Here is a 24,683-nt window from a genome sequence, read left to right as displayed (position 1 = left end):
TTATGAATAATAAGATCAATAATATAAAAATTACTCAAGTTAAAAGTGCTATAGGTCGTAAGTATGATCAAAGATTGACATTAGTTGGGCTTGGTTTAAACGAAATTAATAAGACTGTTATTCTTGAAAATACTAATTCAATCAAAGGGATGGTTGAAAAAGTAAAGCATTTGTTAAAAATAGAAAATATGTAATTAGAGTTTTTAAATGAAATTAAATGAATTATATAATAATATAGGTGCTAAAAAAAATAAGAAAAGAATAGCACGCGGTATTGGTAGCGGTAAAGGAAAAACCGGCGGTAGAGGAATTAAAGGTCAAAAATCTAGATCCGGCGTTGCAATAAAAGGTTTTGAAGGTGGTCAAACACCTATGATCAAAAGACTACCTAAAAGAGGGTTTAATTGTATTTCAACTAAAAAATACAATATAATAAATATTTATAATATTGAAGAAGCATTAACCGATGGGCGTTTAAGTGCTGATGATACTATTACAAAAGAAAAATTGGTAGAAGTCGGAGTAGTTAATAATAAAAATAATAAGAAATTATTGAAATTATTATCTATTTGTAGTGATGATTTCGCTTCTCCTCTATCATTAAAATTAGATGCTTATTCTTCTAAAGCTAAGGATTTAATCGAGAAAGCAGGTGGAAAATTATTATAGTATATGGGGCAGAATTTTTCTAAAAAATCCGGTAATGATTTAGTTAGTCGCATTGTTTTTACTATTCTCATTCTTATAGTATGTAGATTTGGGTCTTTTATACCTATACCCGGTATAGATTCAATTGCTTTAAGTAGTGTGGCTGAAAAGAATCAATCCGGAATACTCGGAATGTTCAATATGCTATCCGGAGGATCGCTAGGTAGAATGTCCATTTTTGCTTTAGCAATTATGCCGTATATTACCGCCTCAATTATTATCCAATTAATGTCAGTTGCATATAAACCTTTGGAAAATTTAAAAAAAGAAGGGGAAGTCGGCAAAAGAAAAGTAAATCAGCTATCGAGATATTTAACGGTTCTGCTTGCTTCTTTTCAGGCTTATGGAGTTGCTATAAGTTTAGAGTCAATTGTAACAAATACCGGTCCTGTAGTAATTTTAGCGGGTTTTTTCTTTAGAGTTACAACCGTAATTACTTTGGTTGTAGGTACTATGCTATTAATGTGGTTAGGAGAACAAATTACACAACGTGGAATAGGTAACGGTACGTCTTTAATTATATTTATAGGTATAATTTCGGGAGTACCTAGTGCTATTATTAGTATGTTTGAATTATCAAGAAAAGGAGCATTATCGCCTTTAATAGCGATAGCTGTTTGTATTGGAGTAGTTGTATTAATAGCTATAATTATATTTTTTGAAAAAGCCCAAAGAAAATTATTGGTGCAGTATCCTAAAAGACAAGTAGGAAATAAAATTTATGGAGGAGAAGCAACGCATATGCCTCTTAAGTTAAATACTTCTGGTGTAATACCTCCAATATTTGCTAGTTCAATTTTACTATTTCCTGCTACGCTTGCTAATTTTTCTAATAGTAATTCAGAAACTATGGGCATGCTTACTTATTACTTAGGGCATGGAAAACCCGTATATATTTTATTGTATGTAGCATTAATTATGTTTTTTAGTTTTTTTTATACTGCAATAGTATTTAATTCTGAAGAAACTGCTAATAATTTAAGAAAATACGGTGCTTATATTCCGGGTAAAAGACCAGGGAAAAATACGTCTGATTATTTTGATTATATACTTACAAGGCTTACGGTTATAGGTGGGATATATTTAAGTGTAATATGTGTAATTCCGGAGCTATTAATGAATAAGTATGTAATCTCTCTTTCTTTAGGAGGTACGAGTTTTTTAATTGTAGTGAACGTGGTACTTGATACTATGACTCAGATTCAAACTTACTTATTTAGTAGTAAGTATGAAGGTTTAATGAAGAAAGTAAAATTAAAAAATTAAAAATGAGCTTAAATAGTGATAGTAATTTTTTTAGGTCCTCCAGGAGCTGGAAAGGGAACACAAGGAAAAAAGATAGCTAAAAAAATTGATTTACCACATATAGCAATCGGTGATATATTTAGAACAATTATTAAAACATCAACTAGTGAAGCTGAGTTAATTAATAATTATGTTAAGCAAGGGGAGCTTATCCCTAATGAAATAGTTAATCAAGTAATCAAAAATTTTTTATTATCCTCTGAATATAAAAACGGCTATATATTAGATGGATATCCGCGTAATTTAGAGCAAGCGAAATTCTTTGAATCATTTATTAAAGAAAAAATTAAAATAATATATTTTGATGTTTCAGATGAATTATTAATTAAAAGAGTTTTAGGAAGATATAGTTGTAAAAATTGCGGTAAAATATATAATAGTTACTTCTTGCAGCCTAAAACTGATAATGTATGTGATGTTTGCGGTTCAAGTACATTTGATTATAGAAAAGATGACAATGAAGAAGTAATAAAAAAAAGAATTGAAGTATATAAAACAGAAACATATCCGTTAATAGATTATTATAAAAATAGTGGTAATTTTTATATAGTTAATGGAAGTAAAAATGAACAAGAAATAGAAATTGATATACAGAAAATACTAAAAATAAATTGACTTTATAAAGATTTTTATATTATTTTCTAGTTACCAGTAAAATTTTGGAGATTATTTGTGGCAAGAATTGCAAGTGTTAATATTCCCGATAATAAACGTTTAGTTGTGAGTTTAACTTACATTTACGGTCTTGGACCTACTATGGCAGCAGAGATCTGTAATAAAGCAAAAATATCGAAAGATAAAAAAGTTAAAGAACTTACGGATCAAGAGTTAATAAGCTTACGTAATATTATTGAAAGCGAGTATAAAGTTGAGGGTGATTTAAAACGAGAAGTTACGCTTAATATTAAGAAAAAGAAAGATATAAGATGTTATCAAGGGCTTAGACATATACGTAAGTTGCCGGTGAGAGGACAGAACACGCATTCTAATGCTCGAACTAGAAAAGGTAAAGCTATTGCGATAGCCGGAAAGAAAAAAGCTGTAAAATAATAGTTTAAGTATAGAGTATAAATAATGAATCAGACGGTTAAAGTTAAGAAAAAGAAAAAAACTATCACTCTTGGTGTTGTACATATCCGAGCATCATTTAATAATACTATAGTAACATTTACTGATATCCAAGGTAATACTATTTCTTCTGCATCGGCAGGAGGTAATGGGTTTAAAGGGGCAAGAAAAGCAACACCTTATGCAGCTCAAGTAACAATTGATAGAGCGTCGGAAAAAGCAAAAGAATATGGTCTAAAAACTATTTCTATTAGGATTGGAGGACCGGGAGCTCAGCGTGAATCAGCAATGAGAGCTTTATTCGGACAAAATTTTGTGGTTACATCAATTTTAGATGTATCGTCAATTGCTCATAATGGAGTAAGACCGCCAAAAAGAAGAAGAGTATAAGAGAATCATAGGTATTAAATGTTATCGTTAAGTAAAAATTGGAATACTTTAATAAAGCCGAATAAAGTCGCTTATGAAAATTTTCCGGAAACCAATAATAAAGCTAAAATTGTAGTTGAACCTTTAGAAAGAGGTTTTGGTTTAACACTCGGTAATGCTATGAGAAGAGTATTACTTTCTTCTTTACAAGGAGCAGCTATCACTTCTATAAAGATCCCTGCTATAGAACATGAATTTTCTTTTATACCCGGTGTAAAAGAAGATGTATCGGAAGTGATTTTAAACATTAAAGGTATTGAAGTAAAAATGCATGTTGCGGAAAAACGTATCATGAAATTAAAAGCAACAGGACCTTGTGTTGTAACGGCCGGTATGATTGAAACAGGTCATGATGTAGAAATACTGAATCCGGATCATGTAATTTGTAATATAGCTAAGAACAAGCAGCTTGAAATGGAATTAACTTGTAAGGTTGGTAAAGGATATGTACTTAGCACAAATAGTTATGAGGATAATTTACCTATTGGTGAAATAGCTATAGATGCTTTATTTAACCCAGTAAAGAGTGTTACTTATAAGGTAGAAAATACTAGGGTAGGTCAGGTTACTGACTATGATAAGTTAATTATGTTTGTAGAAACTAACGGTGATTTATTACCTGAAATGGCTGTAGGTTTGGCTGCACGTATTTTACAAGAGCAATTACGATTATTTATTTCTTTTGAAGAACAGGAAGAAGATAAGCAAGTTAAAACTGATGCTTTACCGTTTTCACCTTATTTACTTAAGAAAGTTGATGAATTGGAATTATCGGTTAGATCGGCAAATTGTTTAAAAAATGATAATATAATATATATAGGGGATCTAGTAAAAAGAACGGAATCCGATATGCTGAGAACTCCAAATTTCGGTAGAAAATCTTTAAATGAGATTAAAGAAATATTGGCAAAATTTAATTTAAGATTCGGTATGGATGTACCGGATTGGCCACCGGAAAATATTCAGGAATTATCTAAACGTTATGAAGATTCTTATAATTAAGGACTAATAAAAATGCGACATAAAATTAAAGGTAGAAAGTTAAATGTAACAAGTAGTCATAGGCAAGCAATGCTCGCTAATATGGCTGTAGCACTTGTAACCCATGAACAAATTAAAACTACTTTACCAAAAGCTAAGGAATTAAGACCTTACATTGAAACTCTAATTACTAAAGCTAAAAAAGCTGATTTAACGGTAAGAAGAAGCGTTTTATCAAAAATAAAAGATAAAAAAGTAGTAGAAAAGCTTATAAATATTTTAGGTACTAGATATAAAGATAGACCTGGCGGTTATACTAGAATAATAAAAGCCGGATTCCGTTATGGTGATTTAGCACCGATAGCATATATTGAATTTGTAGATAGAGATATTAATGCTAAAGGAAATATACAGCAAGATGCTAATGAAGAAATTAAAAATTAAAATATAAGGGACTCGGTAATGGCTAATCATTCTTCAGCAAAAAAAGCTGCTAGACAAACAGTAAAAAGAACTCTAATCAATAAAAAAAGATCTAGTGCAATAAAAACTTTTATAAAGAAAGTTGTACATGAAATCAGTCTTGGTAATAAAGAAAATGCTAACTTAGCTTTATCTGTTGCTCAGTCTAAGATAATGCAAGGTGTGAAAAAAAATATAATTAAATTAAATACCGCCTCAAGGAAAATCAGCAGATTATCAAGACAAATAAAAAGTTTGAATGAAAGTAAATAACACTTTATAGGTAATTTAAAAGCAAAAACTAATAAAATTTTGCTAAATTATTTATATATACTTCTTATTAATTATAAATAATGTTATTTTACTAATTAATAAAAAATATGGGCGATTAGCTCAGCTGGTAGAGTATCTCGTTTACACCGAGAGTGTCGGCGGTTCGAGTCCGTCATCGCCCACCAATCAAAAGTTTTTAGTATTTCAACGAAAACATCAAATGTTGGAATATATTTAAACAACAAACTAACTTAAGCGAATTAAATTTGAAGGAACAGATTTTTAACTCTAATAATTATACCGAACTTTTTCAAATGATTCAAAATGTGTCACTCCCCAGTAGAACGCTATACCTACCGGTATCGAAGAATTCCGTAAGTTCCTAATATATTTACTAAGTAAGCTATGCCAAACGAAGTAACTACGTATATAAAAATTGATGAAAATGCATAAATAAGAGTAGTAAACGTAAATCTTTTAAATATTGGAAAGTTTTTATAAAGTATTGATGCAGCAGTACTGGTAGTTATACTTGTCATAACTAATAGTAATTGAATTTTAGATAAACTTGAAGAAGTAGTTATTATTTAGTAAATAAATACTAGAGGGCATACAAATTAAAAATATAATTGCTCTAACTTTTAATAATTTAAGAGGATGAAATTTTTTTGTTAACAAAACTAATGTAATCATTAAGATTAATTGAGCAATAGCAAGACAAAAATTATTTTTTATAATTTCGAGTGCAGTATAATTAAAATTTGTTTTTAATAATGATGCACAATAAATATAAGTAAGATAAGAACAAGCAGAACCAGAATTTACAAGAAAGAAATAAGCTAAAATAGTTTTTATATTAATTTTCTCTTCTACATATTCTTTAAATGATAATTCTTTATCATTTATTCCAAAATTTTCTAAAGTATTTTTTATTCGACGTTTTGCATCTATAAACTCCGTTGATTCACGTAAATTAGTTCTTGCTATAAAACCTACTAAAGCTATTATAGTTCCTCCCCAAAAGGCATAATGCCAATTAAAAAGATAAGTAATACTAATAATACCAAATGCTAATGCCATAATGCCACCCCACTGAGCAGCTATATTTATTATACCAACATAGGTATAGCTAGACCATAGTAAATAGGTACATACTATGCTAATATATATGTTATAAATAATAATAAATAAATTATGGCAAGCAGTTACAGTTACGATTTAAGAATGAAACTATTCAAAGCTCTAGATGATGGGCTCTCAATTGTTAAAGCATGTAAAATATTCAATATAGGTCGTAACACTATATATAGATGGAAAACTCTTAAATGGGAAACAGGAGATATAAAAGCAAAACCTTATGGTCCAGCAAAGGGTTATAATGCAAAAATAAATCTCAAAGAATTTGAAGAATTAATTATCAATAATCATGATAAAACAGCTAAAGAATTAAGTATTATACTAGGTAATAGATTACAAAGAACTAGAATAAATTACTATAGAAAACTACTAGGGTACACTTATAAAAAAAAGTCATCTTCATCCCAGAAGGGATATTGGTTTAAGGAATGAATTTATAGAAAAGATACAGCAAATTTCTAAAGAAACTCTAGTATTCATTGATGAGTCAGGAATAGAAGATAATGCTTGTAGAGAATATGGATGGAGTATAAAAGGTACTAGATGTTATGGAAACAAAGTGTATCAACATAAATCCAGGATCAGTATGATAGCGGGGCTTCGTAATAATCAAATTATAGCGCCAGTAATATTTGAAGGAAATTGTAATAAAGAAATATTTACAACCTATGTAGAGACTATATTAACTAAAGAATTACATCCTGGACAAACAGTAATTATGGATAATATCAACTTCCATAAGAATAATATAATAAGAGAATTAATCGAGTCGGTTGGGTGCAGAATTTTATTCTTACCTACATATAGCCCAGACTTAAATCCTATAGAACATTATTGGTTTAAGATTAAGAACGAAATAAGAAAAGTTACGGGGCAATTCAAAGATATCAGTATGGCTGTAGAACACGTACTAAAGTTTATTTAACTGTACCTATTTACTATGGTCTAGCTATACTAAATGAGCTTTTTTTCCCAAAGTCTGATCCACATACAGCAGCAATTTTTCAACTCTTACTTTTTCTCAACTTTTGCTTTTAGACCTATTGGAGCTGTAATATTTGGTTGGATTGGTGACAATATAGGGCGGAAGTCTACAATTATTATTACTACTATGTTGATGGCACTTTCATGTTTTATTATTGCTAACCTTGCACCATTTCCCCAAATAGGAGTAACAGCAGCATATTTATTAACTATATGTTGTGCAATACAAGGGATTTCATCAGTAGGTGAAGTGGTAGGAGCCTCTCTTTATCTAACAGAAATAACTGAACCGCCAATAAGATATCCAGTAGTATGTACAATAGCAATGGGGTCTACACTAGGGGGCAGTGTAGCCTTAGCAATATCTTGGCTGTTTACTTCTTACGGGTTTAATTGGCGGTTAGCTTTTTGGTTTGGTCTTATAATAGGGTTTAATAGGAGCAGTTGCAAGAACAGCACTTCGTGAAACTCCAGATTTTGCGGATGCAAAACGTCGTTTGAAAAAAAATTCTTGAAGAAAAAAATAGTTATTCAAAAGAGTTATTTAAGGAAAACCAGCTTATTAACGAAAAACTTAATATAAAAACAGTATTAGCTTTATTCCTTATTTATTGTGCATGGCCTGCGTGTTGTTATTTCGTGTTTGTTCACTGTAGTAATATACTTAAGGATTCTTTTGGATATACTAGTCATGAGGTCATTCAACATAATTTTTATGTATCCTTAGTAAAACTATTTGCTCTTTTCATATTTGCGTATGCTTCTTATAAAACTCATCCATTAAAAGTTATTAAAGTAAGAACGCTAATTTTTTCTCTTTTCCTTTTTTATCTATTATATAATACTATTTACAGTAATCCGGCTAGTACACCATTTCAATTATTTATTATACAATCTTTTGTGATTGTTTTTGGGTTTGGTGATACTCCAGCACTTCCAATATTTCTTATTCATTTTCCAATTTTTAAACATTTTACTTGTGCTAGTTTGGTATTTGCTATATCACATGCTTTAATGTATGTAGTTACTTCTTTTGGTTTAGTGTATTTAATTAATTATTTTGAATCATGGGCATGGGGGGTTAATAGCGATTATTATTCCTACAGGGATTGGATATATTGGGGGTATAAATCACTTTCAAAGATTGGAGAAAGAAGTGAATCAGTATCCTTAAACCTAAAAGAAATTTTTTTTGAATATCTATTTGTATATCTAAAAATATTGTAGGGATCTTTATCTTTAAATAAATAGATAAAGGTACAAAATTTCTTAAAGTCTCTTCAATAATTTTTTTAGCCTTTTCAGGTGATTTAGCTGCTAATGTTTGTACATTATGAATACGATCAAATAATTTTATAAATGCGGTATCATATCTTTTTTGCTTAATTAATAGGTTTAAGCTTTCCTCGACACTGATTTTTCCGTGAGGTTTAATTCTAGTTAAACCTTCTACATGTTTTGCTATTTCTTTACCAAAAATTTCGATGATCATCTTTTCAGTAAGCTCTGTATCCTCAATAGTATCGTGAAGTAGAGCAGCATTTATCATATTAGAAGTAAAAAGCTTAGGAGCTTCGTCTGCCACAAACTCCGCAAGCATAATCGCTACCTCAATTGGGTGAGAGTAGTAAGGATCACCCGATTGACGCATTTGCGAGCCGTGATATTTACGGGCGTAGTAGATACTTTTTTGACTTCCTCTATATCAACAGGATTTTTTACTTTAGTGTTTAAATATTCGAGTTTATCAATCAGCTTTTTAGCGTAAATGCAAATTTCAAACTTTTCTTTCCAAGAGCTTATATCTTCCATAAAAGTTATTTTATTTATATTAATAATAGTTGATTACAATTAAAGCAAAAGTTAAAAAATTGCAATAACAAATAATTTTTTAACTTTAAATAGATTAATAACTTTTGGTTATATTGTATTTAAACAACTTCATTCTGTTTTGTTATTTACTTTTGCTTCTTGTTCTTGCTGTAATTTATACTCTGCTGCTTTTTCTTCTATATAGTTAAAAAAGAAATAACAAAAAGTTAAAAAACTAGTAAGAATAATAGCAAATGTTATTAATATTAACTTAAGCTCTTTCCTTGCATTTTGAGCTTTTAAACGCTTTTCCTCCTCTTCATCTATTATTAACTCAGAGGTTAAAGTTTCTTCTTCTTTATTTTCCATATTTTAACTCTTAAAAATTAGATTATATCATGAATGACAGAGTTTAATTATCATTTAAGAGAAGTAATTAAAATAAGTCAATGACTATAATTATAGTTTTATAAATTTAGTTCACCTATAAATATAATTATTTAGAGTTGAAAAAATCATCATTGCTTCCGTGGGAATGACATAAGATCCGTGCAACAAAGTCGCTTTTAGCTAGGAATGACATCAAAGCGTTAAGCTCCAATACAAAGCAATTCTTTTTAGGCAATGCCGTCAAAACAATAATGTTCTCAATTGACTTTTGGAAAGGCACAGGTTTTTCGAGCCATGCAACAAGGCGTACGGCTGCTCGCAATGACGATATCAGCTGCTTTTAGGTGATACCTGTTTTAGCCTTAATTTTTATATTCCAGGATAAATTATAGTATGCTAAGATATTGCTTTTAAAAATAAGTGGTTATCAGTGTCAAAATTTTCTTTTAATATTCATCATCAGAATAAAAAAGCTAGAAGCGGTATTATCACAACCGCACACGGTGAGATTCGCACTCCTGCCTTTATGCCGGTCGGGACTAGAGGAACCGTTAAGGCAATGCTACCTGAATCAGTAGCTGAAACGGGGGCGGATATACTGCTTGGTAATACGTATCACTTAATGCTGCAGCCGACTGCCGAACGTATAGCACGTCTTGGCGGTCTGCATAAATTCATGAATTGGGATAAGCCTATATTAACCGATTCCGGCGGTTTTCAGGTAATGTCGTTATCGAAGTTACGCAAGATAACCGAAGAGGGAGTAAGTTTCAGCTCTCATATTAACGGCAATAAATATATGTTAACTCCTGAGCGTTCTACCGAAATACAATATCTGCTCGGTAGTACGATTACTATGGCTTTTGATGAATGTACGCCTTACCCTTCAACCTTTGAAGAAGCTAAAACTTCTATGCAGTTAACGACTAGATGGGCGAAGAGATCGCGTAATGCTTTTGTTAAGCAGGAAGGCTACGCACAATTCGGTATTATTCAAGGTAGTATTTACGAAGAATTACGTGAGCAATCGGCTAAGGATTTAGTAGAACTCGATTTTGAGGGCTATGCTATAGGCGGGCTTGCGGTAGGCGAGGGGCAGGAGCTTATGTTTAAAGTACTTGACTATGCTCCCGATTTTCTGCCGCAAAATAAGCCGCGTTACTTAATGGGAGTCGGTAAGCCTGCTGATATTATCGGTACGGTTAGCAGGGGTATAGATATGTTTGACTGCGTAATCCCGACACGCTCAGGTCGCAACGGTCAGGCTTTTACCAAATACGGTACGGTAAATATCCGCAATAGCAAATATGTCGATGATAACGAGCCGCTTGAGTATGATTGCCTATGTCCTGCTTGTAAAAACTATAGTAAAGCTTATCTGCATCACTTAGTTAGAATCGGTGAAATACTTGGCTCTATGCTAATGACGTGGCATAATTTAACATATTTTCAAAACCTCATGAGCCGTATTAGAGAATATATTAAACTAGGTAAAGATTTTGATTTTAATTCTTAAATTGACTAATTATAAAATATGTCTTATTATATGTACATGTACTTAAATATATCATATTATGGAAGCAATATCTTACACTAAAGCAAGAAATAATTTTGCAGATATTATGGAAAGAGTTTGTGTAGATCACACTTCAGTGGTTGTAACTAGACAAAAACAAAAACCGGTGGTTATTATGTCCCTTGAAGACTATAATGCTATGGAGGAAACTTTATACTTATTAAAAAGCCCTAAAAATGCTGCAAGACTAAAACGAGCAATTAATGATTTTGAAGCAAATAAAAACTTTAAAACAATGTCTTTATAATGGAAATATCATTTCACATTGATGCATGGGCAGATTATTTGTACTTTCAAAAAAATGATACAAAAATTCTAGAAAAAATAAATGAGCTAATTAAAGATATTACAAGTTCTCCCTTTACGGGAATCGGTAAACCTGAAGGCTTAAAGTACGATTTATCAGGCTATTGGTCTCGCCGGATTAATCACGAACATAGGTTAATATATACTATTAAAGGTAAAACCGTTTATATATTACAATGTAGATATCATTATTAAATCCGAATTTTAAATAAAAGTATGAATTACTAATGCAAAATATTGATTTAATATCTGAAGAAGAAGCAAAAAAATTACTAGAAGAATTAGCAGATAAAATAGCAGCATATAATCATGCTTATTATATAGAAGATAATCCTTTAGTTTCAGATGCCGAGTATGATCAGCTATTTAATACCAATCTAAAGCTAGATCAGAAATTCCCCCATCTAATTCTAGAAAATAGTCCTAGCAAAAAAGTAGGGGCTAAAATAGCAAATAAATTTGCTAAAGTTACGCATCAAGCACCAATACTATCTCTTAGTAATGCTTTTGACGAGCAAGATGTAAGAGATTTTGTAGATCGTATAAAAAATTTCTTACGCCTTGATGAGTTTGTTCCTATCTTTTGTGAGCCTAAAATAGACGGTTTGTCTTTTTCTGCTATTTATAAAGATGGGCTGCTTACAACGGGAGCTACAAGAGGTGATGGATATGTCGGTGAAGATATAACGGCAAATATTAAAACAATCAAAAATTTTCCTCATAAAATAGATAATGCTCTGGAGTTTTTAGAAGTGCGAGGGGAAATTTATATTGAGAAACAAGATTTTTTAAACCTAAATAAAGAACAGGAAGAGCAGGGCAGAGATAAATTTGCCAATCCTCGTAATGCTGCTGCCGGCTCGCTTCGTCAACTTGATGCTTCTATTACGGCTCAAAGGCCGCTCAAATATTTTGTTTATTCAGGAGGGGTAACTGAACAGAATCTCGCTTCTTCACAAGATCAACTACTTACAAAATTAAAAGAATTCGGCTTTAGCGTTAATGAGATATCAAAACTTGCGTATTCCGAAGAAGAAATTTTTGCTTTTTATGAATATCTCAAAACAAATAGAGAAAATTTACCTTATGAAATTGATGGAGTAGTATATAAGCTAAATGATTTTGCACTGCAAAATAGAATGGGGTTTATTGCTAGATCTCCAAGATTTGCTACCGCTCATAAATTTCCTGCTATAATAGGACAAACAAAACTGCTTTCTATTACGGTGCAAGTAGGCAGAACCGGTACGTTAACACCGGTAGCCGAGCTTGAACCTATAGAAATAGGCGGGGTAACCGTTAGCAGAGCAACGCTGCATAATTTTCAAGAAATTATGCGAAAAGACGTACGTATCGGCGATTATGTATTTCTGCAACGTGCCGGTGACGTTATTCCTCAAATTACGGGAGTTGATTTTGATAAACGTCCTAATGATACAGCAACGTTTGATACTCCTTTATTTTGTCCGTCATGCAATTCTAAATTACATTATGTACCTGAAGATATTATTATACGCTGTGATAACGGTCTTAACTGCCCTGCTCAGAATTATGAGCGTATCCGTCATTTTGTATCGAAAAATGCTATGGATATTGAAGGATTAGGGCGTAAGCAAGTTGAGTTTTTAATAGATAAGGGATTAATTAGCAATCCATTCGATATTTTCTTTTTAAAAGAAAAAAATGATTCTAGCTTAACAAAACTTGAGAACATGGATGGGTGGGGTAAAAAATCAGTAGAGAATCTTTTTAAAAATATAGAAAAATCAAAGAACGTTAGCTTACCAAGGTTCATATATGCATTAGGTATAAGGCATATCGGTGAACAAAACGCTAAATTACTTGCTAGAGAATTTGGTAGCTATGCTAATTTTATAGCTCAAATGGGATTACTTAGTAAAAACGATTCGGATATCTATCAAAAACTAAATGATTTAGAGGGTATCGGCTATAAGATTTTAGTAGATATTATTGATTTTTTTGACATTAAAGAAAATATTGAACTTATCAAAAAACTTGGTGAAATATTAAATATTGAAGATTATAAAGAGACTAGAGAACAAAGCAGTTTAACAGGCAAGATAGTAGTATTTACCGGTAGCTTACCGACGATATCTAGAGCGGAAGCTAAAGCAACGGCTGAAAAGTTTGGAGCTAAAGTTGCAGCTAGCGTATCATCTAAAACGGATTTAGTCGTAGCAGGCGTTGATGCAGGCAGTAAACTTAAAAAAGCTAAAGAGCTGGGAATTAAAATTATTGATGAAGAAGAATGGCTTACGCTCATAAAAAATGTTTAAAACAATGAATAAAGAAATGGAAAACCAGGTAGTAATTTATCAAGATGAAAATGGGGAAGTTAATGTTGAGGTTAAGATAATAGACGAAACAGTTTGGCTATCTTTAAATCAAATAGCAGAATTATTCGCCCGAGATAAATCAGTAATTTCAAGACATCTAAAGAATATATTTAAAGAGCAAGAATTAGAAGAGAAAGCAGTTGTTGCATTTTTTGCAACAACTGCCGCTGACGGTAAAACATACCAAGTAGAATATTATAATTTAGATGCAATAATATCAGTCGGGTATAGGGTAAATTCTAAGAGAGGGATCGCCTTTAGAAAGTGGGCTACTAACTTACTTAAAGAATATCTCATTAAAGGCTATAGTATTAATCAAGATAAAATTACTCAAAAGAAATTAAATAATCTACAACAAACGGTAGAACTTTTAACAAATACTTTGATAAATCAAAATTTAGTAAATAGTACAGGACAAGAATTAATTAATCTTATAAGGAATTACTCTAAAACATGGGAGATATTAGTTAAATATGATGAAGACAAATTAAATCCACCGACAAAATTACAAGCAGAAACTAATGGATTATTAAGCTATAGCTAGACCATAGTAAATAGGTACAGTTAAATAAACTTTAGTACGTGTTCTACAGCCATACTGATATCTTTGAATTGCCCCGTAACTTTTCTTATTTCGTTCTTAATCTTAAACCAATAATGTTCTATAGGATTTAAGTCTGGGCTATATGTAGGTAAGAATAAAATTCTGCACCCAACCGACTCGATTAATTCTCTTATTATATTATTCTTTTTTTTTATAAGTGTAGCCTAGTAGTTTTCTATAGTAATTTATTCTAGTTCTTTGTAATCTATTACCTAGTATAATACTTAATTCTTTAGCTGTTTTATCATGATTATTGATAATTAATTCTTCAAATTCTTTGAGATTTATTTTTGCATTATAACCCTTTGCTGGACCATAAGGTTTTGCTTTTATATCTCCTGTTTCCCATTTAAGAGTTTTCCATCTATATATAGTGTTACGACCTATATTGAATATTTTACATGCTTTAACAATTGAGAGCCCATCATCTAGAGCTTTGAATAGTTTCATTCTTAAATCGTAACTGTAACTGCTTGCCATAATTTATTTATTATCATTTATAACATATATATTAGCATAGTATGTACCTATTTACTATGGTCTAGCTATATAAAATATGGACGGAAAAGAGTAAGAGATTCTCTCCAAGTAAAGAAGCATTATGGTTAAATTTTATTGTAAAAAAAAGTAAAACAATATGATCAGATTAGTTTATTTATTTCTCACTTTAATAATCAGTTTTAAAATATACGCTAAGGAATATAAAGGCTTAACCTATAATCGTTATGAAAAAGATAAGCATGTTATTTATGTGTTAACTATTGATCCTAAGAATTTTGGGCTAAAACTAGTTAAAGCACATAATCAGGTTATAGGCAGAGAAACAGTAGATGCTATAGCACGCCGCACTAATGCAGTTGCTGCTATTAATGGCGGATTTTTTGAAATCGCCGGTAGCGATGACGGCAGACCAAGCCTTACTTTAATGATTGACGGCAAGCTATTTAGTCTTAGAACAACTACAAAGCTTGTTAATCATAGATCAAAATAATATCCAAATTACCAAAGCATCAGTAAAAATTTCAGTAGAAATAGGTGATAAATCGATTATTCCAAATCAAGTGAATTATTTTTCAAATCCAAAAGATATTACTTTCTATAATGATGTTTGGGCGTCCTCCACATTAACGCCGTATACTAACAAAGAAATTTTGATTGACCGGAATTTTATTGTTACGGAAATAAGCAAGCATGGTGATAATCAAATCCCGCAAAAAGGCTTTATATTGTCCTTTCCACAAGAAATAAGTTTACCGGTAGTAAATATAAATGATTCCGTAAAGCTAAATTTAGAATTTATCGATAAAGACGGTAAGCCTATAAATTTAAGCAAAACCGCTTCAGTAGTAACCGGTATTCCGTTGTTGGTTCAAAACGGTAAAAATGTTATAGATAATCCAAAGCAAAATGATTCGGCTCATGCTCGTATCGCTCTAGGGGTGCGTAATGACGGTACTAGTGATAGTTGTAGTAGAACAGATATATAAGCAGCATATAAAAGACATTAAGCTTGAACAAGTTAGATCAATTCTACGAAAAGAAAAAGGTATAACTTTTGAAAAATTAACAATTCCCGAAGCGTTAAAAATTTGATACTGTGATAGGGCTAACTAAAACAGAACTTGCAGATTATATGTTAAGCCTTGGATGTGAATCAGCAATCAATTTAGATGGCGGCGGCTCTTCCACGCTATTTATGGACGAAAAAATTATAAATAATGTTACAGGTGATGAAGATGAAGCTTTAGGCGAACATACAATACGCCCTGTATCTGATGCAATAGTTATTATACCAAATAATATAGAATAAATTTACGCTGCCTTAGCATGGAACGATGTCATTCCTGCGAAGGCAGGAATCCAGTAACTAAAAGATACAAATATATTTAATTTTTCATATTAAAAACTCAAATAATTTCGCTTTTTTCTGGATTCCCGCTTTTAGTTAGGAATGACATACTAAAATTTTAGCTAGAATGATATTTGAGATTTAGAGAACTCTAAGATTTTATATTTTCCTGCTCCATAGCTTTTTTACGCATTTCTAAATATTCTTCTTTAGTCATTATTTTTTTGGGAGCTACATAATCTAAAAATACTTTTCCATTTAGATGATCGGTTTCATGTTGGATAACTCTTGCTAAAAATCCTTCTGCGATACCTTGAATTTGATTTCCATTTATATCATATGCGTGATAATGAATTTTCTTGAATCTTGCTACCGGTCCTGTAGCATTTTCAACAGAAAAGCACCCCTCGTAATCTTCATGTTTATCAATACCTATCGGTTTATATGAGGGGTTAATCCAAATAGTTTTAGGCATTGTATCCTTAAGGTCAGGACGCTATTTTTTTAACTCTTCATTTTCATGTACTGCAAATATTATTATACATTTTGATATACCTATTTGCGGTGCAGCAAGCCCTGCACAATTTTCTTCTTGATCATATTTCTTTTCTAAAATAGATATATCACGTAAATCTTCTGAAGATAACGGAAAGTTTAAAGTTTTTACCTTTATTCTAATAGTTTTATCCTCTGAACTATTTAAGGTTTGAATGTTCAAAGTTACATATTGCGGTAATGAAATATTGTTTTCATTTTTCATATTACTTTTACAACCTGTTATAAAAATTATAGCAGTTAATAATAGAGCTGTTTTTAATTTGGACATATATTTTTTATAATAATTTATAAATAGAAAATATAGATAGAAATTAAAATCAAGTAAATAAATTGTCATATTTCTTTTACGCATCCTATAGTTAATAATTTTATTTAATTTCTTTTGAGAAAAAATCAATAGGTTTGACTTTTCTAACATATTCTAGTATAATATTTATCTTCAAAATAAATAGAAAAATTTAATTTATGAGTACTCCCAAAAGTGACAATTATCTCTCGGAACTAAGAAAGGTAATTTGGCCTATAGAAAGATATGAAAATAAGAAGTTTCTTCCTATGGCGTTTATGATGTTCTGTATTTTATTAAACTACTCAACGCTTCGTTCAATTAAAGACGGGTTTGTAGTAACGGATATAGGGGCAGAAGCAATAAGTTTCTTAAAAACATATATAGTACTACCTTCTGCCGTAATCGCTATGGTAATTTATGTTAAGCTCTGCGATATTTTAAAGCAAGAAAACGTGTTTTATGTTATTACTTCATTTTTCTTAGGGTATTTTGCATTATTTGCATTTGTTCTTTACCCCTACCCTGATTTAGTTCATCCTGATCCTGAAACCATAGAATCTTTAAGTTTAGCTTACCCTAATTTCAAATGGTTTATAAGAATAGTTGGGAAATGGAGTTTTGCATCTTTTTATACTATGGCAGAGCTTTGGGGAACAATGATGCTTAGTTTATTGTTTTGGCAATTTGCTAACCAAATTACTAAAACCGATGAAGCTAAACGTTTTTACTCAATGTTTGGTTTACTTGCTAATTTAGCATTGCCTGTAACATCCGTAATTATTGGATATTTCTTGCATGAAAAAACTCAAATAGTTGCAGAACATCTAAAATTTGTGCCTTTATTTGTTATAATGATAACAAGTAGCTTTTTGGTAATATTAACATATAGATGGATGAATAAAAACGTTCTAACCGATCCTAGACTTTATGATCCGGCATTAGTAAAAGAAAAGAAAGCTAAAGCTAAAATGTCATTAATAGACAGTTTTAAAATGATCTTTACTTCTAAGTATGTAGGTTATATTGCATTGTTACTTATTGCTTACGGTGTTTCAGTAAATTTAGTTGAAGGGGTTTGGAAATCCAAAGTAAAAGAATTATATCCGACGAAAGAGGCTTATACTATATATATGGGTAAGTTCCAATTTTATCAGGGTTGGGTTGCAATTGCTTTCATGCTTATAGGTAGTAATATTTTAAGAAAAGTATCATGGCTAACTGCAGCTATTATAACTCCATTAATGATGTTAATTACCGGTGCAGCATTTTTTGCATTTATCTTTTTTGATAGCGTTATTGCTATGCATTTAACAGGCATTCTTGCTTCGGGTCCTTTAGCACTTGCTGTTATGATCGGTATGATTCAAAATGTTTTAAGTAAAGGTGTAAAATATTCTTTATTTGATGCCACTAAAAACATGGCATATATTCCGCTTGATAAGGATTTACGAGTAAAAGGACAAGCTGCTGTTGAAGTTATCGGAGGAAGATTCGGTAAATCAGGCGGTGCTATTATTCAATCTACATTCTTTATTTTATTTCCTGCATTTGGTTTTGTAGAGGCAACTCCTTATTTTGCTTCTATATTCTTTGTAATAGTAATATTATGGATATATGCTGTTAAAGGTTTAAATAAAGAGTATCAAGTTTTGGTAAATAAAACTGAAAAATAGAATTTGTTAAAATTTAATATTATAAAAAAGCAAGCTTCTAAGAAACTTGCTTTTTTATAGTTGGAGAGTTTATAATATGACAAATACAAAACCCAAAATTAAAACTCCAAGATCGCCATATGTAAAAAAATATAATAGTTGGCGAATAAGGATTTTGTATTCTATTATTATAGGTTATGCGACTTTCTATTTTTGTCGTCAGAATTTTAATATAGCAACTCCTGCTATAAGAGAATATTTTGGGGTTACTAAAACACAAATTGGTTGGATATTAACTGCTTCATCTATTATGTATGGAGTCAGTAAAGCTTGTAACGGGTTTATTAGCGATAAAGTTAATGCTCGAATATTTATGGTTTTGGGTCTTTTATTTGTCGGGATCATTACTATTCTAATAGGTTTTTCAGATTCTTTATGGCTTATAGGAATTTTATGGATAGCCAGTAACTGGTTTCAATCTATGGGTTGGCCTCCTGCAACAAAAATGCTTACTCACTGGTTTGCTTCAAAAGAACTTGGAACTAAATGGGCTATGGGTGCAACTTCTAATCAAATAGGTGGTGCCCTTGCTATGATAAGTTGCGGTTATTTAATCGATAAATTTGATTGGAGAGCTGCTTTTTTCGTTCCCGGTGTAGTTGCTTGTATAGTATCGCTTTTTTTATATAATAGGCTTCGTAATTCTCCAAAAGAAGTAGGTTTATCTACCGTAGAGGAATATAAAGAATATCCGCCTGAAGCTATAGGGGATTATGAGAAGCTATTAACTCCCCAATTACTTAAAATGGTCTTTTGTAATAAGCTAATATGGTATGTTTGTTTAGCAAACATGTTTGTTTATATAATACGTTCCGGAGTAATTTATTGGGCTCCAACATTTTTAAAAGATTTACGTAATATAAGTCTTGCAAATGCAGGCTTACAAATCGGTTTATATGAAATGATAGGTATCCCAGGGGCATTAATAGCAGGTGTTTTATCTGATAAACTATTTCAAGGTCGTCGAGGTCCTGTTGCATCCATATGTATGGTATTGCTTAGCTTATTGTTAGTCTTGTTTTGGAAAATTCCTATTCAAAGTGAATTATTAAGTATAGTAATTCTTTCTTTAATAGGCTTTTTTGTTTCAGGACCTCAGCTCCTTGTAGGTATAGCAGCTGCTGATTTCAGTACCCGTCAAGCTGTCGGTACAGCTAATGGATTATCAGGGTTATTTGGTTATTTAGGAGCGGCTATTGCGGGAGTCGGCGTAGGATGGATTAGCGATAATTACGGTTGGAATGGGGTATTTATATTTTTCAGTATTTCTGCTCTTTTAGGAGGAGTATTATTTGCTTTAACATGGAATCGTTCAGCTAAAAAATAAATTTAATAATTATATAAAGGTTACAAAATGACAATACAATATACTTTTTCAATGATTAAGCCTGATGCTATCAAGAGGAATAAAATAGGACAAGTTAATACTTATTTGGAAAATGCAGGCTTAAAGATAGTAGCTCAGAAAATGAAATTTTTAACTAAATATGAAGCTGAGTGTTTCTACGATGAACATAGAGCAAGACCGTTTTTTAATAGCTTAGTTGAATATATTACTTCAGGAGCGGTAGTACTTCAAGTTCTTAAGGGGGAAGATGCTATAACTTTAAACCGCACCGTTATGGGTGCAACTAATCCTGCTGAAGCTGAAGCAGGAACTATTAGAAAAGATTTAGGCGAATCAATTGAGGCTAATAGTATTCATGGTTCAGATAGTGAAAATAGTGCGAAAAGAGAAATCGAATTTTTCTTTAACAAATCTGAAATTATAGAATAATTAATGCTAAAATATGACGTAATAGTTATAGGCGGTGGACATGCAGGCGTAGAAGCAGCCGCCACTTCTGCACGTCTTGGAGTTCCTACTCTCTTAATTACGTTAAAACCGGAAAATTTAGGTGAAATGTCTTGTAATCCAGCAATCGGTGGAATTGCAAAAGGCACATTAGTTAAAGAAATCGATGCACTTGATGGGTTAATGGGTTATGTTATAGACCAAGCCGGTATACATTATAAAATGCTGAATGAGACTAGAGGACCGGCAGTTTGGGGGCCTAGAGCTCAAGCTGATCGAAAGCTTTATAAAAAAGCGATGTATCAAATATTAACAAATTACCCTAATCTAGATATATTATATGGAAAAGTGGAGGATATAGAAATTAAATCTTCTAAAATTGAAGCGGTTATTTTAAATAACGGTAGCAAAATTCTTTGTCAAAAAATTATATTAACTACAGGTACTTTCCTATCAGGTCTTATTCATATTGGACAAAAAAAAATTCCTGCCGGTAGAGTAGATGAAGAGCCTTCGTATGGATTATCAAATACATTAAAACAAATAGGTTTTAAACTGGCTCGTTTAAAAACAGGTACACCGCCTCGAATTGACGGACGTACTATTGATTATAGTAAAACAATTTTACAACCCGGCGATAAAATTCCTCGTCCTTTTTCTGAATTAACAAATGTTGTTAATGTTCCTCAGATAAATTGTTTTATCACAAAAACAACCTCAGAAACTCATGATATTATACGTGAGAATCTTGATAAATCCGCAATGTATTCAGGGCAAATAGAAGGAATAGGACCGCGATATTGTCCTTCTATTGAAGATAAAATAGTCAGATTTAGTACAAAATCAGAACATCGTATATTTTTAGAACCTGAAGGGTTAGATAATTATACGATTTATCCAAACGGTATTTCTACTTCTTTGCCTGAAGATGTGCAATATAAATTAATCAAAACAATACCAGGATTAGAAAATGCAAAGGTTTTACGTCCAGGTTATGCTATAGAATATGATTATGTTGATCCACGTGAAATAAGTGTTACGCTAGAGACAAAAAAAATAGCTGGATTGTATTTTGCCGGGCAAATTAACGGTACTACAGGATATGAGGAAGCCGCAGGGCAAGGTATAATAGCCGGTATAAATGCTGCTTTAGCAGTAAAAGATCAAGCACCGTTTATGTTAACAAGAGCAAACAGTTATATTGGAGTAATGATTGACGATTTAACAACATTTGGTACTATAGAACCTTATCGTATGTTTACTTCTCGCTCAGAATATAGATTATCTTTAAGAGCAGATAACGCTGATTTACGTTTAACAGAATTAGGGATGAACATTGGAGTTGTATCAGAAAAACGTAAAAAAATATTCACAAAAAAATGTGAAGATATAGAAAAAACAAAATCATTATTAAATACCTTGTCTTTAACTACTAGTAAACTTGCTAAAATGGGTATACAGGTTGCACAGGATGGTACATATAAAACAGTATTAGACTTATTTAAAATACCTAATTTTAATGTTGAACAAGCTATTAAAATTTTTCCTATGCTTAAAGAAACACAAAATAATAACATTTTGCAATTACTCTATATTGAAGCAAAATATGCTTCATATTTAACTAGACAACGCGCAGATATTAATTTATTTCAAAGTGAAGAGGCACAGTTAATACCTAAAAATATTGACTATTTTAAAATACCAAGTATATCATTAGAGATACAGGAAAAACTTTCTTCCCATAAACCTGCTACTATTGGTGTAGCACGTCGAATTCCAGGGATTACACCTGCAGCAATTACGGCTATTATAATTTATTTAAAAACTAAATATAGTGATGGAAATTCCACGTGAAATAATTGAAAAGTTAGAAATTTTTCAAAAGTTAGTTAAAAAATGGAATAAATCAATCAATCTTGTATCGAATAGTATACATAATTTTTGGCAACGTCATATATTAGACTCATTACAATTAATACAATATATTGATAATAAAGAAATACATTTAGTTGATATAGGAAGCGGTTCTGGTTTTCCTGGTATAGTATTATCTATAGCAGGGGTAGCGAAAGTAAGTTTAATAGAAGCTGATTTACGTAAATGTATATTTTTAGAAAAAGCATCAAAGATATCAAATAATAACATACAAATAATCAATCAAAGAATAGAAAAAGTAGAAATAGATTGCAGTATATTAAATCTTGTAGAGCTTTCTCTAACTTAAATACAATATTTAATTGCATAAAAAATATTTCAGTACGAGAAAAATTTTTGTTATTAAAAGGAAAAAATTATTTAACTGAAATAGTAGAAGCTAAAGAAAGATGGTTATTTGATTATTTAATACATCAAAGTATTACTTGTGAAGAAGGGAAAATTCTAGAAGTTAATAATTTAACAAAAATTATATGAAAGTAATTGCTATTGTTAATCAAAAAGGAGGGGTAGCTAAAACTACAACTACTGTAAATTTAGCTACAGCTTTTGCTGCTGTAAATAAAAAAATTTTAGTTATAGATCTTGATCCTCAAGGGAATAGTAGTACCGGTTTTGGAATTAGTCAGCAACAACGCAAAAATACTATATACCAAGTATTAACAAATTTAATAGAATTGAAAGATGCAATAATTTCTACAGATATACCAAATTTAGAAATAATTACTTCAAACACTAATCTATCTGCGGCTGAATTAGATTTAACAAAATTAAAGGACCGAGAATATATTTTAATGAAGCTATTGGAAGAAATAAAAATATTATATGATTATATAATTATTGATTGCCCTCCTTCATTAAATTTATTAACGGTAAACGCTTTAGTTGCAAGCGATGAAGTGCTGATTCCAATGCAATGTGATTTTTATTCTTTAGAAGGATTAAGTCACTTGCTAAAAACAATTGAAATTGTAGAGAAAAAATTAAATCCTAAGATAAAGATTGCAGGTATATTATTTACAATGTATGATAAGCGTAATCGTTTAACTGAGCAAGTAGAAGATGATGTTAGAAAATGCTTAGGAGAATTAGTATTTAAAACCGTTATTCCAAGAAATATTAAACTATCTGAAGCTCCTTCATATGGAAAACCGGCTATTATATATGATTATAAATGTTCGGGAGCAGTTGCATATATAGAACTTACAAAAGAAATCTTAGAAAGATATGGCGAAAAATAAAGGACTAGGAAGAGGATTATCTTCATTACTTGGAGAAGAAGTTATTTCTATAGAATCAGAAATAATACAAATAATAAATATTGATAAAATAAGACCAAATGAGAATCAGCCTAGAAAAAACTTTGAATATGATAAAATAAAAGAATTAGCAGATTCTATATTGAATAATGGTTTATTACAGCCTATTATTGTTGATAATAATTTCCAAATTATAGCAGGAGAGCGACGCTGGCGTGCATGTAAATTAGCAAAAGTTTTAGAGATACCAGTAATTATAAAAAATTTAGATGCTAGAGAGAGTATGGAAATAGCATTAATTGAGAACATACAAAGAGCTGATTTAACAGTTATGGAAGAAGCTCGTGGCTTTAAATATTTAGTAGAAAATTTTAATTATACGGCAGAAAAATTAGCTGAAAGGCTTGGTAAAAGTCGTAGTCATATAGCTAATTTATTAAGGCTTAATAATTTGCCACAGTCTATTCAAGATAAAGTAAATGAAAATATACTAAGCATGGGGCAAGCTCGATGTTTAATAAATCACGAACATGCAGAAGTAATAGCCGATCATATTATAAATAATGATTTAAATGTACGTCAAACAGAAGAACTAGTAAGACAATGGTATAAAAATGAGTATACAAAATCCCCTAACAATAATAACAAAGTAGGAAAGCGTTTTTTAAAGGACAACGCTACGGATAATGATCTAGAATTATTAGTAAAAGCTTTATCAGAAAAATTTGGTATAAAAATAACAATAGAAAATTATCCATTAGGCGGAAAATTAATATTTCATTATAAAGATTTGGAAGAATTAGACTTGATATTATTAAAATTAAATTAAAAAAACTGTTAAAATTAAAGTATATATACAGCATTTTATTTCTTAAGATAAATATCTAAACGAGA

The 24,683-nt window shown here is 30.9% G+C and carries 27 protein-coding genes, 1 tRNA gene and 4 pseudogenes; 27 read left to right on the top strand and 5 right to left on the bottom strand.

Going from position 1 to position 24,683, the window contains the following annotated elements; all coding sequences use genetic code 11:
• The first annotated feature begins 2 nt into the window (after positions 1 to 2).
• The 10 genes from rpmD to REIP_RS00390 all read left to right on the top strand — a co-directional run bounded on the left by rpmD (position 3) and on the right by REIP_RS00390 (position 5,411).
• A complete protein-coding gene (rpmD, locus tag REIP_RS00435) occupies positions 3 to 194 on the top strand; it encodes a 50S ribosomal protein L30 (protein WP_008580929.1) in 192 nt (63 codons plus the stop codon).
• 13 nt (positions 195 to 207) lie between these two features.
• Positions 208 to 669, top strand: a complete 462-nt coding sequence (rplO, locus tag REIP_RS00430; protein WP_045803547.1) for a 50S ribosomal protein L15 — start codon at positions 208 to 210, stop codon at positions 667 to 669.
• Between the two features lie 3 nt (positions 670 to 672).
• Complete coding sequence (gene secY, locus REIP_RS00425; protein ID WP_045803546.1) at positions 673 to 1,974, top strand: preprotein translocase subunit SecY; 1,302 nt, start codon at positions 673 to 675, stop codon at positions 1,972 to 1,974.
• 15 nt (positions 1,975 to 1,989) lie between these two features.
• Positions 1,990 to 2,628 (top strand): adenylate kinase, encoded by a 639-nt coding sequence (locus REIP_RS00420; RefSeq protein WP_032138891.1) that lies wholly within the window; start codon positions 1,990 to 1,992, stop codon positions 2,626 to 2,628.
• A gap of 57 nt (positions 2,629 to 2,685) precedes the next feature.
• Positions 2,686 to 3,063 (top strand): 30S ribosomal protein S13, encoded by a 378-nt coding sequence (gene rpsM / locus REIP_RS00415; RefSeq protein WP_023507985.1) that lies wholly within the window; start codon positions 2,686 to 2,688, stop codon positions 3,061 to 3,063.
• A gap of 24 nt (positions 3,064 to 3,087) precedes the next feature.
• Positions 3,088 to 3,471 carry a 30S ribosomal protein S11 gene (rpsK, locus tag REIP_RS00410; RefSeq protein WP_008580920.1) on the top strand — a complete coding sequence of 128 codons (384 nt, stop codon included), beginning with the start codon at positions 3,088 to 3,090 and terminating at the stop codon, positions 3,469 to 3,471.
• Positions 3,472 to 3,489: 18 nt separating this feature from the next.
• Positions 3,490 to 4,512: a DNA-directed RNA polymerase subunit alpha gene (locus REIP_RS00405; RefSeq protein ID WP_045803545.1), complete on the top strand. Its 1,023-nt coding sequence runs from the start codon at positions 3,490 to 3,492 to the stop codon at positions 4,510 to 4,512.
• Between the two features lie 12 nt (positions 4,513 to 4,524).
• Positions 4,525 to 4,935 carry a 50S ribosomal protein L17 gene (gene rplQ / locus REIP_RS00400; protein ID WP_045803544.1) on the top strand — a complete coding sequence of 137 codons (411 nt, stop codon included), beginning with the start codon at positions 4,525 to 4,527 and terminating at the stop codon, positions 4,933 to 4,935.
• Positions 4,936 to 4,953: 18 nt separating this feature from the next.
• Positions 4,954 to 5,226: a 30S ribosomal protein S20 gene (gene rpsT, locus REIP_RS00395; protein WP_014365557.1), complete on the top strand. Its 273-nt coding sequence runs from the start codon at positions 4,954 to 4,956 to the stop codon at positions 5,224 to 5,226.
• 109 nt (positions 5,227 to 5,335) lie between these two features.
• A tRNA-Val gene (locus tag REIP_RS00390) sits at positions 5,336 to 5,411 on the top strand.
• 373 nt (positions 5,412 to 5,784) lie between these two features.
• Here the strand turns inward: REIP_RS00390 and REIP_RS08315 are convergent.
• On the bottom strand, positions 5,785 to 6,306 hold the full coding sequence (locus REIP_RS08315; RefSeq protein WP_052691063.1) for a hypothetical protein: 522 nt from the start codon (positions 6,304 to 6,306) through the stop codon (positions 5,785 to 5,787).
• Between the two features lie 114 nt (positions 6,307 to 6,420).
• Between REIP_RS08315 and REIP_RS08720 the strand changes: the two genes are divergently transcribed.
• Positions 6,421 to 7,288 (top strand): IS630 family transposase gene (locus tag REIP_RS08720; protein ID WP_156147374.1). Its coding sequence is split into 2 segments (ribosomal slippage): positions 6,421 to 6,747 and positions 6,749 to 7,288, totalling 867 coding nucleotides; the frame shifts between segments, so codons are not numbered across the junction.
• A gap of 33 nt (positions 7,289 to 7,321) precedes the next feature.
• Positions 7,322 to 7,813: an MFS transporter gene (locus REIP_RS08310; protein ID WP_052691062.1), complete on the top strand. Its 492-nt coding sequence runs from the start codon at positions 7,322 to 7,324 to the stop codon at positions 7,811 to 7,813.
• 615 nt (positions 7,814 to 8,428) lie between these two features.
• Here the strand turns inward: REIP_RS08310 and REIP_RS00365 are convergent.
• A pseudogene (locus REIP_RS00365) lies at positions 8,429 to 9,159 on the bottom strand (HD domain-containing protein).
• Positions 9,160 to 9,288: 129 nt separating this feature from the next.
• Entirely contained in the window at positions 9,289 to 9,528 is a 240-nt protein-coding gene (locus tag REIP_RS00360; protein ID WP_039594806.1) for a hypothetical protein, read from the bottom strand.
• Positions 9,529 to 9,979: 451 nt separating this feature from the next.
• Between REIP_RS00360 and tgt the strand changes: the two genes are divergently transcribed.
• The 5 genes from tgt to REIP_RS00335 are packed head-to-tail and all read left to right on the top strand — an operon-like array spanning position 9,980 to position 14,332.
• Positions 9,980 to 11,065: a tRNA guanosine(34) transglycosylase Tgt gene (gene tgt / locus REIP_RS00355; protein WP_045803543.1), complete on the top strand. Its 1,086-nt coding sequence runs from the start codon at positions 9,980 to 9,982 to the stop codon at positions 11,063 to 11,065.
• A gap of 58 nt (positions 11,066 to 11,123) precedes the next feature.
• Positions 11,124 to 11,372, top strand: a complete 249-nt coding sequence (locus REIP_RS00350) for a type II toxin-antitoxin system Phd/YefM family antitoxin (RefSeq protein ID WP_008579252.1) — start codon at positions 11,124 to 11,126, stop codon at positions 11,370 to 11,372.
• On the top strand, positions 11,372 to 11,626 hold the full coding sequence (locus REIP_RS00345) for a Txe/YoeB family addiction module toxin (RefSeq protein WP_045803542.1): 255 nt from the start codon (positions 11,372 to 11,374) through the stop codon (positions 11,624 to 11,626). The genes REIP_RS00350 and REIP_RS00345 overlap by 1 nt, the downstream gene beginning before the upstream one ends.
• 32 nt (positions 11,627 to 11,658) lie before the next feature.
• Positions 11,659 to 13,728 carry an NAD-dependent DNA ligase LigA gene (gene ligA, locus REIP_RS00340; protein ID WP_045803541.1) on the top strand — a complete coding sequence of 690 codons (2,070 nt, stop codon included), beginning with the start codon at positions 11,659 to 11,661 and terminating at the stop codon, positions 13,726 to 13,728.
• Between the two features lie 4 nt (positions 13,729 to 13,732).
• Positions 13,733 to 14,332, top strand: coding sequence for a virulence RhuM family protein (locus REIP_RS00335; protein ID WP_231569138.1), 600 nt, complete (start codon positions 13,733 to 13,735; stop codon positions 14,330 to 14,332).
• A gap of 20 nt (positions 14,333 to 14,352) precedes the next feature.
• Here REIP_RS00335 and REIP_RS08715 read toward each other — a convergent pair.
• Positions 14,353 to 14,872: pseudogene (locus REIP_RS08715) on the bottom strand (transposase).
• Between the two features lie 157 nt (positions 14,873 to 15,029).
• Between REIP_RS08715 and REIP_RS11985 the strand changes: the two are divergent.
• The 3 genes from REIP_RS11985 (at position 15,030) to REIP_RS11975 (ending at position 16,202) form a co-directional block, all read left to right on the top strand.
• Positions 15,030 to 15,383 (top strand): hypothetical protein, encoded by a 354-nt coding sequence (locus REIP_RS11985; RefSeq protein ID WP_231569137.1) that lies wholly within the window; start codon positions 15,030 to 15,032, stop codon positions 15,381 to 15,383.
• Positions 15,361 to 15,879, top strand: a complete 519-nt coding sequence (locus tag REIP_RS11980; protein ID WP_231569136.1) for a hypothetical protein — start codon at positions 15,361 to 15,363, stop codon at positions 15,877 to 15,879. Before REIP_RS11985 ends, REIP_RS11980 begins: the two co-directional genes overlap by 23 nt.
• 110 nt (positions 15,880 to 15,989) lie before the next feature.
• The gene (locus REIP_RS11975; RefSeq protein ID WP_045803539.1) at positions 15,990 to 16,202 is read left to right on the top strand and encodes a phosphodiester glycosidase family protein; all 213 of its coding nucleotides are present in this window, start codon (positions 15,990 to 15,992) and stop codon (positions 16,200 to 16,202) included.
• Positions 16,203 to 16,392: 190 nt separating this feature from the next.
• Here the strand turns inward: REIP_RS11975 and REIP_RS11970 are convergent.
• Positions 16,393 to 17,067: pseudogene (locus REIP_RS11970) on the bottom strand (peptide deformylase).
• 197 nt (positions 17,068 to 17,264) lie between these two features.
• Between REIP_RS11970 and tlc1 the strand changes: the two are divergent.
• From tlc1 to REIP_RS00270, 7 genes and pseudogenes are all read left to right on the top strand, one after another.
• Complete coding sequence (tlc1, locus tag REIP_RS00300; RefSeq protein WP_023507442.1) at positions 17,265 to 18,761, top strand: ATP/ADP exchange transporter Tlc1; 1,497 nt, start codon at positions 17,265 to 17,267, stop codon at positions 18,759 to 18,761.
• 76 nt (positions 18,762 to 18,837) lie between these two features.
• A complete protein-coding gene (locus REIP_RS00295; RefSeq protein WP_023507443.1) occupies positions 18,838 to 20,127 on the top strand; it encodes an MFS transporter in 1,290 nt (429 codons plus the stop codon).
• Positions 20,128 to 20,154: 27 nt separating this feature from the next.
• The gene (ndk, locus tag REIP_RS00290; RefSeq protein WP_010420526.1) at positions 20,155 to 20,577 is read left to right on the top strand and encodes a nucleoside-diphosphate kinase; all 423 of its coding nucleotides are present in this window, start codon (positions 20,155 to 20,157) and stop codon (positions 20,575 to 20,577) included.
• A gap of 3 nt (positions 20,578 to 20,580) precedes the next feature.
• Positions 20,581 to 22,449: a tRNA uridine-5-carboxymethylaminomethyl(34) synthesis enzyme MnmG gene (gene mnmG, locus REIP_RS00285; RefSeq protein WP_045803536.1), complete on the top strand. Its 1,869-nt coding sequence runs from the start codon at positions 20,581 to 20,583 to the stop codon at positions 22,447 to 22,449.
• Positions 22,433 to 23,007 (top strand): annotated as a pseudogene (gene rsmG, locus REIP_RS00280) (16S rRNA (guanine(527)-N(7))-methyltransferase RsmG). Before mnmG ends, rsmG begins: the two are co-directional and overlap by 17 nt.
• Positions 23,004 to 23,771 (top strand): ParA family protein, encoded by a 768-nt coding sequence (locus REIP_RS00275; RefSeq protein ID WP_045803535.1) that lies wholly within the window; start codon positions 23,004 to 23,006, stop codon positions 23,769 to 23,771. Before rsmG ends, REIP_RS00275 begins: the two are co-directional and overlap by 4 nt.
• Positions 23,758 to 24,618 (top strand): ParB/RepB/Spo0J family partition protein, encoded by an 861-nt coding sequence (locus REIP_RS00270; protein WP_008579521.1) that lies wholly within the window; start codon positions 23,758 to 23,760, stop codon positions 24,616 to 24,618. The genes REIP_RS00275 and REIP_RS00270 overlap by 14 nt, the downstream gene beginning before the upstream one ends.
• Positions 24,619 to 24,683: the final 65 nt, after the last annotated feature.

Origin of the sequence: Rickettsia endosymbiont of Ixodes pacificus (assembly GCF_000965155.1) — a bacterium.
GTDB classification, from domain to species: Bacteria; Pseudomonadota; Alphaproteobacteria; order Rickettsiales; family Rickettsiaceae; genus Rickettsia; species Rickettsia tamurae.
The sequence above is the reverse complement of the archived record's forward strand: the minus strand, read 5'-3'. Positions and strand labels throughout refer to the sequence as shown.